Below are 15,456 nucleotides of genomic sequence, written 5' to 3' on the forward strand. Positions count from 1 at the left end.
GGATGGGATGCTGGACGAATTCCGCGCGGTTGCGGAGAGTTTGAGCTATCAGGCTCCGCGGATCCCGGTGGTCTCCAATGTCACCGGTGTTCTGGCTTCCGCCGACGAGCTCGGTTCGGCGGACTACTGGGTGCGTCATGTCCGTGGTGCGGTCCGGTTCGCCGACGGTATTGAGGCCCTCGGTGACAGGGGCGTCTCCGTTTTCGTCGAGCTCGGTCCCGATGGTGTTCTCAGTGGTATGGGTGCGGAAACGTTTCCGGATGGTGTTTTCACGCCCGTCCTGCGCTCCGGCCGCCCCGAGGTCCAGTCCTTCCTCGCCGGTCTGGGGAAGGCGTGGGCCCATGGTGTCGGTGTGGACTGGGCTGTTGCTTTCGAGGGTGTGGGCGCCTCCCGCGTCGACCTCCCTACCTACGCTTTCCAGGGTCAGCGTTTTTGGCTGGAGACGTCGGGGGCGGTGTTCGAGCCTGGTGTGCTGGGTCTGGAGTCTGCGGGGCATCCGTTGTTGGGTGCGGCTGTGGTGCTGCCGGGTTCTGGTGGTGTGGTGCTGACGGGTCGTTTGTCGTTGCAGTCTCATTCTTGGCTTGCTGATCATGTGGTGGCGGGTGTTGTCCTGTTGCCGGGTACGGGTTTCGTGGAGTTGGCGGTCCGTGCTGGTGATGAGGTCGGTTGTGGGACGGTGGAGGAGCTGACGCTTCAGGCGCCGCTGGTCGTTCCCGAGCGTGGTGCCGTCCAGTTGCGGTTGACTGTCAGTGGTCCTGATGAGACCGATCGCCGTTCCTTGGAGATCTACTCACGGCCGGAGGACAGCCCCTCCGACGAGGCATGGGTCCGCCACGCCACGGGCGTGCTCAGCGGTGCCGCCGCGCTCGCGGCCACCGATCTGACCGTGTGGCCCCCGCAGGGCGCGGTCCCGGTGGAGATCGACGACCTGTACGAGAACTTCTCCGCCGACGGCTACGAGTACGGCCCGGCCTTCCGGGGCGTGCGCGCGGCCTGGCAGCGCGGGGACGAGGTCTTCGTCGAGGCCGCGCTGCCCGAGGACCAGCAGGCCGACGCCGCCGGTTCCGCCCTGCACCCGGCGTTGCTGGACGCCTCCCTGCACGGCCTCCGGCTCGGCGGATTCGCTGCTGGCAGCCGGCAGCTGAGGCTTCCGTTCGCGTGGCGCGGTGTGTCGCCGCAAGCGGGCGGCGCGTCATCGGTGCGGGTCGCCCTGGCCCCCGCGGGCGAGGGTACGGACGCGGTGTCGGTGACCGTGGCCGACGGCACGGGACAGCCCGTGCTGGTGATCGACTCGCTCGTTCTCCGGCCGGTCGAGGCGGACAAGCTCGGCAACGGCGCCGCAGGCGGCGGTGACGCGCTGTTCCGCGTGGACTGGGTGCCGGTCCCGACGGAGCAGACCGCCGGTGCCCGGGGCGATGGCTCCGGGGTGTGGGCCGTGGTCGGCCCGGACGAGTTCAAGCTGAGCGTCGAACTGGGCGCCTCGGTGGGTGTCGACCCTGGCTTCTCCGCCCTGGAGACGTACCGCGACCTGCCCGCACTGCGCGCGGCGGTCGCCTCGGGTGCGGAGGTTCCGGACGTCGTCCTTCTGGCGTGCGTCTCCGACCACGTCGACCGGGCGGGCACCGGGGCGGTGGCCGCGGACGTGCGCACGGCTGTGAACGGCGCGCTCACGTCCGTACGGGAGTGGGTGGCCGACGAACGGTTTGCCGACTCCCGGCTGGTGTTCCTCACCCGGCACGCCGCCGTGACCCGCCCCGGTGAGCGGCCCGACCTGGCGAACGCCCCGCTGTGGGGCCTGATCCGGTCGGCGCAGGCGGAGAACCCCGACCGTTTCGTCCTCGTCGACCTGGACGACGAGGTGCTCTCCGCCCTGACCCTGCCGGAGGCCTTGGCCACCGGCGAGTCGCAGGTCGCCCTGCGCGACGGTGACCTGCTGGTACCGCGCGTGACGAGGGTGACCCCGGCCGGCGCCGCGGACCGGACGGTGACGTTCGACCCGCGTCCGCAGACCCAGGGGACCGTTCTTGTCACCGGGGCCACCGGCACCCTCGGCGGGATCGTCGCCCGCCACCTCGTCACCGAGCACGGCGTACGGCGGCTGCTCCTGACCAGTCGCAGTGGCCCCACGGCCGAAGGCGCGGCGGAACTGCGCGCCGAACTGGCCGCCGCGGGCGCCGAGGTGACCGTCGTCGCCTGCGACACCTCCGACCGCGAAGCCCTGGCACGCGTGGTCACGGGCATCCCCGCCGAGCACCCGCTGACGGCGGTCGTCCACGCGGCCGGTGTGCTGGACGACGCCACCATCACGACGATCACTCCCGACCAGATCGAACGGGTGCTGCGCCCCAAGGTCGACGCGGCGCTCCACCTCCACGAGCTCACGAAGGACCTCGGCCTCTCCGCGTTCGTGCTCTTCTCCGGTGCGGCCGGCACGCTCGGTACGGCCGGGCAGGGCGTCTACGCGGCGGCCAACGTCTTCCTGGACGCCCTGGCCCACTACCGGCACCTCCTCGGCCTCCCCGCGCACTCGCTCGGCTGGGGGCTGTGGGACGAGCGGAGCGGCATGACCGAGCGACTGGGCGAGGGCGCCGTCCAGCGGCTGGGCCGCATGGGCATCGCCCCCATGCCGACCGACCGCGGCCTCGCGCTGTTCGACGCGGCCACGGCCACGGAGGGCGAGGCACTGCTCCTGCCGATGCGGCTCGACATGGCCGCGCTGCGCACCCGGGCCGGCTCGGACGGCATACCCGCCGTCCTGCGGGGCCTCGTGCGAACCCCCGTGGCCCGCAGACAGGCCGCACACGACGGACGGCCGACGGCCGGCGGCGGGAACGGGAACAGCGGCGAGGCGCTGCGCGAGCGCCTGGCGGGCCTGGGCGACGGCGAGCGGTCCCGCGCGGTCCTCGACCTTGTGCGGATGCACGTGGCCACGGCCCTGGGCCATGCCACCCCCGCGCGCATCGAACCCGGACGGCAGTTCAGGGAGCTCGGCTTCGACTCCCTCACGGCCGTCGAACTGCGCAACCTGCTGAACACGGCCACCGGCCTGCGGCTCCCGGCGACGCTCATCTTCGACTACCCCACGGCCGGAGCGCTGGCGGGTTATCTGGAAACGGAGTTGGTCCCGGCACGCGTGACGCCGGCCGAGCTCGGACTGCGGGAACTCGACGCACTGGAATCCGTCCTCGCCACCATCGGCGCGGATGACCCGTTCCACGGGCGCATCCAGGCCCGGTTGCAGGAACTCCTCGTGAAATACGGCGAGTCCGCCGCCGCGGACTCGCAGGACGCCTCTGTCGTGGATCAGCTCGAATCGGCGAGTGACGACGACCTCTTCAGCTTCATCGACGAGCAGCTCTGATCCGCTGCTTGCCGGGTCCTTACCACTGCCTTACCACCTGCCTTGCCAGTGCGTGAGTGTTGCACAGCGCTGCGTCACCGCCGCGTGGCGCGAATTCTTGATCGTGAGAGGGAAATACGGGGATGGCGAACGAGGAAAAGCTCCGCGCTTACCTGAAGCGGGTCACGGGCGACCTGCACCAGGCTCGGCAGCGGCTCCAGCAGATCGAGGAGGAGAACACGGAGCCGATCGCGATCGTCGCGATGAGCTGCCGCTATCCGGGCGGCACGGAATCCCCGTCGGACCTGTGGGAACTCATCGCGTCGGGCGGTGACGCGGTCTCCGGATTCCCCACGAACCGCGGCTGGGACGTCGAGAACCTCTACGACCCCGACCCGGAGCGCAAGGGCAGGACCTATACCCGCGAAGGCGGATTCCTCCACGACGCCGCCGAGTTCGACCCCGCGTTCTTCGGCATCAGCCCGCGTGAGGCCCTGACGATCGACCCGCAGCAGCGGCTGCTGCTGGAGACCGCGTGGGAGGTCTTCGAGCGGGCCGGGATCGACCCCGACTCGGTGCGCGGCAGCAAGGCGGGCGTCTTCGCCGGAGTCATGTACGACGACTACGGCTCGGCACGCCAGAACGGCGGCGCCTCGGACGAGTTCGAGGGCTACCTCATCAACGGCAGCGCGGGCAGCATCGCCTCGGGCCGTGTGTCCTACACCCTGGGCCTGGAGGGCCCGGCGGTCACCGTCGACACGGCCTGCTCGTCGTCGCTGGTGGCCCTGCACCTGGCCGTGCAGGCCCTGCGTTCGGGCGAGTGCTCGCTGGCGCTGGCCGGCGGTGTGACCGTCATCGCCACTCCCAGCCTGTTCGTGGAGTTCAGCCGCCAGCGCGGACTGGCGGTCGACGGCCGCTGCAAGTCGTTCTCCGACACCGCCGACGGCACGGGCTGGGGCGAGGGCGCGGGCATGCTGCTCCTGGAGAGGCTCTCGGACGCGCGGAAGAACGGCCACCCCGTACTGGCGGTGGTACGCGGCTCGGCCATCAACCAGGACGGTGCCAGCAACGGCCTGACCGCGCCCAACGGCCCCTCCCAGCAGCGCGTCATCCGGGCCGCTCTGGCGAGCGCCGGGCTGTCGGCCGCTGATGTCGACGCGGTGGAGGCGCACGGCACGGGCACCACGCTGGGTGACCCGATCGAGGCGCAGGCGCTGCTGGCGACCTACGGGCAGGACCGGCCGGAGGACCGGCCGCTGTGGCTCGGCTCGCTGAAGTCGAACATCGGGCACACCCAGGCCGCCGCCGGTGTGGGCGGTGTGATCAAGATGGTGCTGGCGATGCAGCACGGCACGCTCCCGCGGACGCTGCACGTGGACGAGCCGTCGACGAAGGTCGACTGGTCGGCGGGCGCGGTCTCCCTGCTCACCGAGCAGCGGGCGTGGCCCGAGGTGGAGGACAGGCCGCGGCGTGCGGGTGTGTCGTCGTTCGGTGTGAGCGGCACCAACGCGCACGTGATCCTGGAGCAGGCCCCTGAGCCCGAGCCGGTCGAGGCTGTCTCGGAGACCGTTGAACTTCCCGCGGTGCCGTGGGTGCTGTCGGGCCGTGGCGTGGACGCGCTGCGGGCCCAGGCCGCCCGGCTGCTGTCGCGTGTCGAGGGTGACGCGGATCTGTCGCCGGTGGATGTGGGCTGGTCGCTGGCCTCGGGCCGTGCGGTGTTCGACCACCGGGCCGTGGTGGCCGGTGGGGACGGGGACGCTCTGATCGCCGGCCTCGGCGCTCTGGCCGGGGGCGAGGAAGCCCCCGGCCTGGTGGCCGGACCGGTGACGGGCGTCGGCTCGGCCGGGGACCGGGTCGTGTTCGTCTTCCCCGGTCAGGGTTCGCAGTGGGTGGGCATGGGTGCTCAGTTGCTGGAGTCGTCGCCGGTGTTCGCGAAGCGTATGGCCGAGTGCGCGGGCGCGCTGTCGGCTTACGTCGACTGGTCGCTGCTCGATGTGCTGCGGCAGGTACCGGGGGCGCCCGGCCTGGACCGGGTCGATGTGGTGCAGCCGGCGTCCTGGGCGGTGATGGTGTCGCTGGCGGAGCTGTGGCGTTCGTACGGAGTCGAGCCGTCCGCCGTCATCGGTCATTCGCAGGGTGAGATCGCCGCTGCTTGTGTGTCCGGGGCGCTGTCCCTGGACGACGCGGCGCGTGTGGTGGCGTTGCGGTCGCAGGCCATCGCCGAGGATCTGGCCGGGCTCGGTGGCATGGTGTCCGTCGCCCTGCCGCTCACCGACGTGGAAGCCCGTATCGCCCGGTGGCCGGGTCTGATCGAGGTCGCCGCGCTGAACGGCCCGACGTCCGTGGTCGTAGCCGGTGACCCGAAGGCCCTGGACGAACTGATCGCCGAGTGCGAGGCGGACGGTGTCCGCGCCCGCCGCGTGCCGGTGGATTACGCCTCGCACACCTCTCACGTGGAGCGCATCGAGTCCAAGCTGGCCGAGGTCCTGGCCGGCGTCAGCCCCCGGTCGTCGAGCGTGCCGTTCTACTCGACCGTCACCGGCGAGCTGATCGACACGACGGCCCTGGACGCTGCCTACTGGTACCGCAACCTGCGCCGCACGGTCCGTTTCGAGGAGACCGTCGGCACCCTCCTGGCGGACGGGGACGCGGCCTTCATCGAGGTGTCCGCCCACCCGGTCCTGACCATGAGCCTCCAGGAGATCCCCGGGGCCGAGGAATCCTTTGCGGTAGGAACTCTCCGCCGTGACGAGGGCGGTCCCGCCCGTTTCCTGGCCTCCCTCGCCGAGGCATACGTGCTCGGCGTGCCCGTCGACTGGACCCGAGCCTTCGAGGGCACCGGCGCCACCCGCGTCGACCTCCCCACCTACGCCTTCCAGCGCGGCCGCTACTGGCTCGACGTCAACCCCGCCGGCATCGGCGACATGACCTCGGCCGGCCTGCTCTCCGCCGCGCACCCCCTGCTCGGCGCGGCGGTCGACCTGCCCGACTCCGGGGGCGTGGTGCTCACCGGGCGGTTGTCGTCCCGGACCCAGCCGTGGCTCGCCGATCACGCCGTGGGTGACACGGTCCTGCTGCCCGGGACCGGGTTCGTGGAGCTGGCGATCCGCGCGGGTGACGAGGTCGGCTGCGACACCGTGGAGGAGCTGACGCTCCAGGCCCCGCTGATCGTCCCCGGGCGGGGTGCGGTCCAGCTGCGGCTGACGGTCGCCGAGCCGGACGAGTCGGGACGTCGCGGGCTGGGCGTCTACTCGCGGCCGGAGGGCGCGGAAGCCCACGAGGCGTGGACGTGCCACGCCACGGGCGCCCTCACTGCCGGCGCGTCCCGCAGCCCCTCGGACGACCTTGCCGCCTGGCCGCCGGCCGGCGCGGTCGCTGTGGACACCGACGGCCTCTACGACGGGCTGCTCGAGGCAGGACACGTCTACGGGCCCGCCTTCCAGGGCCTGCGGGCGGCGTGGCGGCGTGGCGACGAGGTCTTCGCGGAGGTGGCGCTGCCCGAGGAACTGCGGGAGGAAGCGACCCGGTTCGGCCTGCATCCGGCACTCCTGGACGCGGCGCTGCACGGCATGCGACTGGGTGGGTTCTTCGCGGACGACCAGGCGCGCCTGCCGTTCGCCTGGCGTGACGTGTCCCTGCACGCGGCCGGCGCCTCGGTGCTGCGGGTGCGGCTGGCCCCGGCCGGTCCGGACGCGGTGTCGGTGACGGTGGCCGACGGCACGGGCCGGCCGGTCGCGACGGTCGACTCCCTGGTGTCCCTGCCCGTCGACCCGGAGCAGCTCGGGAACGCCGCCCGGGGCGGCCTTCACGACGCGCTGTTCCGTACCGACTGGGTCGACGCGACGGTGTCGCCGGTCGCTCCGGGAAGTGCCGGGGTCTACGCGGACCTCGACGCGCTGACCGCTGCGGTCGCGTCGGGTGCGGAGGTGCCCGAAGCGGTGGTGATTCCGTTCACCGTGCCGGTCACCGGAACGGGTGAGACGGCCACCGCCGCACGGGCGGCGCTGCACCGGGCCCTGTCCCTGACGCAGACCTGGCTGGGGGACGACCGGTTCGCGGCGTCGCGGCTGGTCGTCGTGACGCGGGGCGCGGTGCCGGCGGGCCCGGACGTCGTGGATCCGGTGGTGGCCCCGGTGTGGGGTCTGCTGCGGTCGGCTCAGTCGGAGAACCCGGACCGCTTCGTCCTGCTGGACAGCGACCGGGAGGTGGATCTGTCGGACGACGTCTTCCCTGCGGCCCTCGCGTCGGGAGAGCCGCAGGTGGCCGTGCGTGACCGCCGGGTGCGGGTGCCGCACCTGGCCCGCGCCACCGCTGCCGCCGCCGGCTCCTCCGCGGACTTCGGTTCGGGCACGGTGCTGGTGACGGGTGCCACGGGCACGCTGGGTGGTCTGGTCGCCCGGCACCTGGTCGTGGTGCACGGTGTGCGGCAGTTGTTGCTGGTGAGTCGTCGTGGTGCTGAGGCGCCGGGTGCGTCCGAGCTGGTCGCGGACCTGGCCGAGCTCGGCGCGTCGGCCCGTGTGGCGGCGTGCGACGTCGCCGACCGGGAGGCCCTCGCGGACCTCCTGGCGTCCGTACCGGCCGAGCACCCGCTGACCGCGGTCGTGCACACGGCGGGCGTCCTGGACGACGGTCTCGTCTCGGCGATGACCCCGGACCGGATCGACGGTGTGCTGCGGCCGAAGGTGGACGCGGCGTGGAACCTGCACGAGCTGACCCGCGACCTCGACCTCTCCGCCTTCGTTCTGTTCTCTTCGGCGTCGGGTGTGCTGGGGACGGCGGGTCAGGGCAATTACGCTGCGGCGAACGTGTTCCTGGACGCGTTGGCGGTGGCGCGGCGGGCCGAGGGGCTGCCGGGTGTGTCGCTGGCGTGGGGTTTCTGGGAGCAGCGCAGTGGCATGACGGGCGAGCTGGGCGAGGCCGACCTGGCGCGCATGGCGCGCTCGGGTCTCGTGCCGCTCTCGTCCGATGAGGGGCTGGCCCTCTTCGACACGGCCGTCGCCACCGGTGAGGCCACGCTGCTGCCGATGCGGCTGAACACCTCTGCCCTCCAGGCCGCGGGGGACTCGCTTCCCGCCGTAATGCGGGCACTGGTCCGCGCCCCCGTGCGGCGAGCGCGCGCCTCGGCCGCGGACTCGGCGGGTTCCGCCGGGCTCGCGCAGCACCTGGCGGGGCAGCCCGCCGCCGAGCGGCTCCGCACCGTGCTGGAGCTCGTACGCGGCCAGGTGGCGACGGTGCTGGGACATGGTTCGGGTGAGGCGGTGGAGGAGAGCCGGGCGTTCAAGGAGCTCGGGTTCGACTCACTGACGGCCGTCGACCTGCGGAACCGGCTCAACGCCGCGACCGGTCTGCGGCTCCCCGCGACCCTGGTGTTCGACCACCCGACACCCACCGCCCTCGCCCACCGGCTCCTCGACGAGCTGCTGGGTGCCGCTGCCCCCACTACGGCGACGGCCGTCGCCACGGCATCCGACGACGACCCGATCGTGGTCGTGGGGATGAGCTGCCGGTTCCCGGGAGCCGTGGGCAGCCCCGAGGATCTGTGGGACCTGATGGCCGCCGGAACGGACGCGGTGTCGGCCTTCCCGATGGACCGTGGCTGGGACGTGGAGAACCTCTACGACCCGGACCCGGAGCGGCAGGGCAAGAGCTACGTCCGCGAAGGCGGTTTCCTTTACGACGCCGCCGACTTCGACCCGGCGTTCTTCGGCATCTCGCCGCGCGAGGCGCTGGCGATGGACCCGCAGCAGCGGCTGCTGCTGGAGACCTCCTGGGAGGCGCTGGAGCGGGCCGGGATCGACCCGGCGTCGCTGCGGGGCACCCGGGCGGGCGTGTTCGCCGGTGTGATGTACAACGACTACGGCTCCCGGCTGCGCGTGGCCCCCGAAGGCTTCGAGGGCTACCTGGGCAACGGCAGCGCGGGCAGTGTCGCCTCCGGGCGTATCGCCTACACCTTCGGCCTGGAGGGCCCGGCGGTGACGGTGGACACGGCGTGCTCGTCGTCGCTGGTCACCCTGCATCTGGCTGCGCAGGCCCTCCGTGCGGGTGAGTGCTCGCTCGCGCTGGCCGGCGGTGTCACGGTGATGTCGACCCCGGCGACGTTCGTGGAGTTCAGCCGCCAGCGTGGGCTGGCCGTGGACGGCCGCTGCAAGTCGTTCTCCGACACCGCTGACGGCGCCGCCTGGGCCGAAGGTGCGGGCATGGTGCTCCTGGAGCGGCTGTCGGACGCGCGGAGGAACGGCCACCAGGTGCTGGCCGTGGTGCGTGGCAGTGCGGTGAACCAGGACGGTGCGAGCAATGGTCTGACGGCGCCGAACGGCCCGTCGCAGCAGCGGGTCATCCGTCAGGCCCTGGCGAGCGCCGGGCTGACGGCAGCTGACGTGGATGCCGTCGAGGCGCACGGCACCGGTACGACGCTGGGTGACCCGATCGAGGCGCAGGCGCTGTTGGCGACGTATGGGCAGGACCGTCCGCAGGACCGGCCGTTGTGGCTGGGTTCGCTGAAGTCGAACATCGGGCACACGCAGGCCGCCGCCGGTGTTGCCGGTGTCATCAAGATGGTGCTGGCCCTGCGGCACGGCGTGCTGCCGCGGACCCTCCACGTCAGTGAACCGTCGTCGAAGGTGGACTGGTCGGCGGGCGCGGTCTCGCTGCTCACGGAGCAGCGGGAGTGGCCGGAGGCCGAGGGTCGTCCGCGCCGGGCGGGTGTTTCGTCGTTCGGTGTGAGCGGTACGAATGCTCACCTCATCCTTGAGGAAGCCCCCCAGGCCCCGGCCCCCGAGGCCCCGGCCGAGCTGCCCGCGGTCCCGTGGGTGCTGTCGGGCCGTGGCGTGGACGCGCTGCGCGCCCAGGCGGCGCGGTTGCTGTCCCACGTTCAGGGCGCTGCCGATGTGTCGCCGGTGGACGTGGGCTGGTCGCTGTCGTCCGGCCGCGCGGCGTTCGACCACCGGGCCGTGGTCGTCGCCGGGAACCGGGACGGACTGCTGTCCGGTCTCGGCGCGCTGGCCCGGGGCGAGGAGGCTCCGGGGCTGGTGACGGGTCTGCCGGAGGGCGCCGGTCGGAGTGTGGACCGGGTGGTGTTCGTGTTCCCGGGGCAGGGTTCGCAGTGGGCCGGTATGGGTGCTCAGTTGCTGGATGCTTCGCCGGTGTTCGCGGAGCGGATGAGCGAGTGTGCTTCCGCTCTGTCGGGTTACGTGGACTGGTCGCTGCTGGACGTGCTGCGGCAGGTGCCGGGTGCGCCCGGCTTTGACCGGGTTGACGTTGTCCAGCCCGCGTCCTGGGCGGTGATGGTGTCGCTGGCGGCGTTGTGGCGTTCGTACGGTGTCGAGCCGTCCGCCGTTGTGGGTCACTCGCAGGGTGAGATCGCCGCTGCCTGTGTGTCCGGGGCGCTGTCCTTGGATGACGCGGCCCGTGTCGTGGCCCTGCGGTCGCAGGCCATCGCCGAGGATCTGGCTGGTGATGGTGGCATGGTGTCCGTTGCCCTGCCGCTGAGCGAGGTGGAGTCCCATATCGCGCGGTGGTCCGGACTGATCGAGGTCGCCGCCCTCAACAGCCCGGCGTCCGTGGTCGTGGCCGGTGACCCGAAGGCCCTGGACGAACTGATCGCCGAGTGCGAGGCGGACGGTGTGCGCGCCCGCCGCGTGCCGGTCGACTACGCGTCCCATACCTCTCACGTGGAGCGCATCGAGTCCAAGCTGGCCGAGGTGCTGGCCGGTGTCAGCCCGCGGTCGTCGAGCGTCCCGTTCTACTCCACCGTCGACAACGCCTGGGCCGACACGACGGCCCTGGACGCCTCCTACTGGTACCGGAACCTGCGGCAGACCGTCCGCTTCGAGTCCGCTGTCGGGGTGTTGGCCAACGAGGGCTACGGGGCGTTCGTCGAGGTGAGTTCGCACCCGGTGCTCACGATGAGCGTCGAGGAGATCCTCGACGAGCGGCCCCCTGTCGTCACCGGCACCCTGCGCCGCGACGAGGGCGGTCTCGACCGCTTCCTGACCTCCCTCGCGACCGCGCACGTCCAAGGCGTCCCGGTCGACTGGGCCCGCGCCTTCGAGGGCACCGGAGCCTCCCGCGTCGACCTCCCGACCTATGCCTTCCAGCGCCGCCGCTACTGGCTGGAAGCCCCGGCCGACAGCGGTGCCGCCGCGCCGGCCGACGAGGTGGAGGCGGAGTTCTGGGCAGCCGTCGAACGCGGGGACCTGGAGTCGCTGGCCTCGAAGCTCGACCTGTCCGCCGAGCAGCCCCTCAGCGAGGTACTCCCCGCCCTCTCCTCCTGGCGGCGGCAGCAGCGCGAGCAGTCGCGCCTGGACGCGTGGCGCTACCGGATCGGCTGGAAGCCGGTGGCCGCCGACTCCTCCGCCGCCCTGACCGGGACCTGGCTCCTCGCCGTGCCCTCCGGTCTCACCGACGACCCGCAGGTCACACTGACCGCCCGGGCCCTGGAGACCAGGGGCGCCCGTACTCTCCGCCTCGAACTGGACGCCGGCGCCGGCCGGGAGCAGTGGGCGCGGTCCGTGGCCGGGGCGGTGGAGGACGCCGCGCCGCTCGGCGGCGTGGTGTCGTTCCTCGCGCAGCGCGAGGGCGCGCACCCCGGCTCCGACGGGGTCGGCGCCGGGCTCGCCGGGACCCTGGTGCTGGTACAGGCGCTGGGTGACGCCGGCGTCGGGGCACCGCTGTGGTGTGTGACGCGCGGCGCGGTCGCCGTCGACGACACCGAGCTGCTCTCCCACCCCGTGCAGGCCGAGGTGTGGGGCCTGGGCCGGGTCGTGGCCCTGGAGCACCCCGAGCGCTGGGGCGGTCTCGTCGACCTTCCCGAGGTGCTGGACGAGCGCGGTGCGGACCGGCTGTGCGCGGTGTTCGCGGACGCCGGCGGTGAGGACCAGCTCGCCGTACGCCCCGCCGGGGTGTTCGGCCGCCGTCTGCTGCGCGCCGGTGCCGGAGGCGCCGACGGGCAGGGGTGGCAGCCGGGTGGAGCCGTGCTCGTCACCGGCGGTACGGGTGCGCTCGGCGGCCATGTGGCGCGCTGGCTGGCCCGCGGCGGCGCCGAGTACATCCTGTTGGCCGGCCGTCGCGGCCCGGCCGCGCCGGGCGCGGCCGAGCTGGTCGCGGAGCTGGCCGAGCTGGGTGCCGTGGCACGCGTCGTGGCGTGCGACGTGTCCGACCGGGACGCGGTGGCCGGACTGCTGGCCTCGGTCCCCGCGGAACACCCGCTGACCGCCGTGGTGCACACGGCCGGGGTGCTGGACGACGGTGTCATCGACGCCCTGACGCCGGCCCGCCTCGCGGGAGTCCTGGCCCCCAAGGCCGACGCGGCCGTCCACCTGGACGAGCTGACCCGGGACCTGGGCCTCTCGGCGTTCGTCGTCTTCTCCTCGATGGCCGGCACGGTCGGCGGCGCGGGGCAGGGCAACTACGCCGCCGCGAACGCCTTCCTCGACGCGCTGGTCCAGCGCCGCCGCGCCCAGGGCCTGCCCGGCACCTCGGTGGCCTGGGGCGCCTGGGCCGACGGCGGCCTGGCCACCGAAGGTGTCGGCGAGGAACGGCTGCAGCGCGGCGGTGTGGTGCCGATGGGCCCGGACGACGCGATCGCCGCCCTGGCACGCGCCATGGACCGGGGCGAGGCCGTCGCGGCCATCGCCGACGTCGACTGGGCGCGCTTCGCCCCCGGGCTCGCCACCGGCCGCCCCGCCCCGCTCATCGACCAGATCCCCGAAGCCCGGCAGGCTCTGGAGGCCACCGGCGGCCGGACCGGCGAGGAGACCGGCGATCCGGCCACCGCGGCCACGACACTGCGCGCGGAACTGGCCGGGCTCTCCGCGGCCGAGCAGAGCTGGAAGCTGCTCGACCTGGTCCGTACCCAGGTCGCGGCGGTGCTGGCCCACCCCGACACCGACACGATCACCGCCGACAGGGCCTTCAAGGAGCTCGGTTTCGACTCCCTCGCGGCCGTCGAACTCCGCAAGCGCCTGAGCGCCGCCACCGGCCTGCGGCTGCCCGCCAGCATGGCCTTCGACCACCCGACACCCCAGGCCCTCGCCGACCATCTGCGGGGCGAGCTGGACGAGAACGGCCCCAAGCGCTTCGGCGCGATCCTCGGGGACCTCGAAAAACTGGAATCCGACATCGCCCGGATCGTGTCCGAAGAGGACGCCCGCGGTGAGATAACACTCCGCCTGAAGGCGCTGCTCCAACTGTGCGACGAGGCCACGGAACCCACAGGTGAATCCGATGCCGCCGAGAAGTTCGACTCGGCCTCCGACGACGAAGTCTTCGACTTCATCAGCAAAGAGCTCGGCATTTCCTGACAGCCGTACGCCCGGCGCAATTTCCCCATGCTTGAAGACTTTCTCAACCCCTGGAGTGGTACCGCGTGAAGAACAGCAGCGAGGACAAGCTTCGCTACTTCCTGAAGCGAGTGACAGGCGAGCTTCACGAAGCGCGGCAGCGCCTGCAGGAAGTGGAGTCGGGGGAGCACGAGCCGATCGCCATCATCGGCATGAGCTGCCGCTACCCCGGCGGCGTCAGCTCCCCCGAGGACCTGTGGGAGCTGCTCGCCTCGGGCCGCGACGCCTTCTCGGAGTTCCCCACGGACCGCGGATGGGACGTCGAGGGCCTGTACGACCCGGAGCTCTCCCGGCCCGGGACGTCGTACGTCCGCGAAGGCGGCTTCCTCGACGAGGTCGGCCGGTTCGACCCCGCCTTCTTCGGGATCTCACCGCGTGAGGCACTCGCCCTCGACCCGCAGCAGCGACTGCTCCTGGAGACCTCCTGGGAAGCCATCGAGCGCGCGGGCATCGACCCGTCGTCGCTCAAGGGCAGCCGCACCGGTGTCTTCGCCGGCACCAACGGGCAGGACTACGCGGCGCTCCTGCGGCGCGCCCCCAAGAAGTCCGACGGCTACCTGGCCACGGGCATCGCCGCCAGCGTCGTCTCCGGCCGGCTCTCCTACACCTTCGGCCTGGAGGGCCCGGCGGTGACGGTGGACACGGCGTGCTCGTCGTCCCTGGTCACCCTGCACCTGGCCGCGCAGGCCCTCCGGGCGGGCGAGTGCTCGCTCGCGCTCGCGGGCGGCGTCACCGTGATGTCCACCCCCGAGACGTTCGTGGAGTTCAGCCGCCAGGGCGCGCTGTCGCGCACCGGCCGGTGCCGCCCGTTCGCCGCTGCCGCCGACGGCACCGCCTGGGGCGAGGGCGCGGGCATGCTGCTCCTGGAGCGGCTCTCGGACGCGCGGAAGAACGGCCACCCGGTGCTCGCGGTGGTGCGCGGCAGCGCCGTGAACCAGGACGGTGCGAGCAACGGCCTCACCGCCCCGAACGGTCCCTCGCAGCAGCGGGTCATCCGGGCCGCGCTGGCGAGCGCCGGGCTGTCGTCGGCGCAGGTCGACGCGGTGGAGGCGCATGGCACGGGCACCACGCTGGGCGACCCGATCGAGGCGGACGCGCTCCTGGCGACCTACGGCCAGGGCCGCTCGGACGAACAACCGCTGTGGGTCGGTTCGCTGAAGTCCAACATCGGGCACACGGCCGCCGCGGCCGGTGTGGCCGGTGTGATGAAGATGGTGCTCGCCATGCAGCACGGTTCCCTGCCGGGGACGCTGCACGTGGACGAGCCGACGCACCAGGTGGACTGGACGTCGGGCGCGGTCTCGGTGCTCACGGAGCGGCGGGAGTGGCCGGAGGTCGGGGACCGGCCGCGGCGTGCGGGTGTGTCCTCGTTCGGTGTGAGCGGTACGAACGCGCACGTGATCCTGGAGCAGGCGCCGGAGGCGGAGCCCGCCGAGGCCGCTGCGGGGGCCGTGGAGCTTCCACTGGTTCCGTGGGTGCTCTCGGGCCGTGGGGCGGACGCGCTGAAGGGGCAGGCCGCGGGTCTGCTGTCGCACGTCGAGGGTGACGCCGGGCTGTCGCCGGTGGATGTGGGCTGGTCGTTGGCCTCGGGGCGTGCGGCGTTCGAGGACCGGGCGGTCGTCCTCGGTGCCTCAGGTGAGGATCTGGTGGCCGGTCTGGGCGCTTTGTCTCGTGGTGAGGCCGGGCCGGGTGTGGTTACGGGTACTGCTGCCGGTGTGGGTCGGTTGGCTGTGGTGTTCTCGGGTCAGGGCTCGCAGCGGGCTGGTATGGGCCGTG

The 15,456-nt window shown here is 72.6% G+C and carries 4 protein-coding genes and 1 pseudogene; 4 read left to right on the plus strand and 1 reads right to left on the minus strand.

Annotated elements, in window-relative coordinates:
* Nucleotides 1–592, minus strand: a 592-nt coding sequence (locus J7E86_RS31415; RefSeq protein ID WP_251019767.1) for a hypothetical protein, incomplete at its 3' end; no start/stop codon positions are given.
* Here J7E86_RS31415 and J7E86_RS32135 point away from each other — a divergent pair.
* The 4 genes and pseudogenes from J7E86_RS32135 to J7E86_RS27310 all read left to right on the plus strand — a co-directional run.
* Nucleotides 542–736 (plus strand): annotated as a pseudogene (locus J7E86_RS32135) (hypothetical protein); the annotation flags it as partial. The gene J7E86_RS31415 and the pseudogene J7E86_RS32135 sit on opposite strands and share 51 nt — an antisense overlap.
* Nucleotides 737–778: 42 nt before the next feature.
* Nucleotides 779–3,361: an SDR family NAD(P)-dependent oxidoreductase gene (locus J7E86_RS27300; RefSeq protein ID WP_374223870.1), complete on the plus strand. Its 2,583-nt coding sequence runs from the start codon at nt 779–781 to the stop codon at nt 3,359–3,361.
* A gap of 122 nt (nt 3,362–3,483) precedes the next feature.
* Nucleotides 3,484–13,641, plus strand: a complete 10,158-nt coding sequence (locus J7E86_RS27305; protein WP_215085290.1) for a type I polyketide synthase — start codon at nt 3,484–3,486, stop codon at nt 13,639–13,641.
* A gap of 65 nt (nt 13,642–13,706) precedes the next feature.
* The coding region (locus J7E86_RS27310) for a type I polyketide synthase (protein ID WP_215085292.1) at nt 13,707–15,456 on the plus strand (1,750 nt) is incomplete at its 3' end.

It is taken from the genome of Streptomyces sp. ISL-11, assembly GCF_018614525.1.
Lineage (GTDB): Bacteria > Actinomycetota > Actinomycetes > Streptomycetales > Streptomycetaceae > Streptomyces.

Excerpts from the sequence above, each read along its gene's own strand:
- J7E86_RS27305 (WP_215085290.1), top strand. The coding sequence starts at position 3,484 with ATGGCGAACGAGGAAAAGCTCCGCGCTTACCTGAAGCGGGTCACGGGC.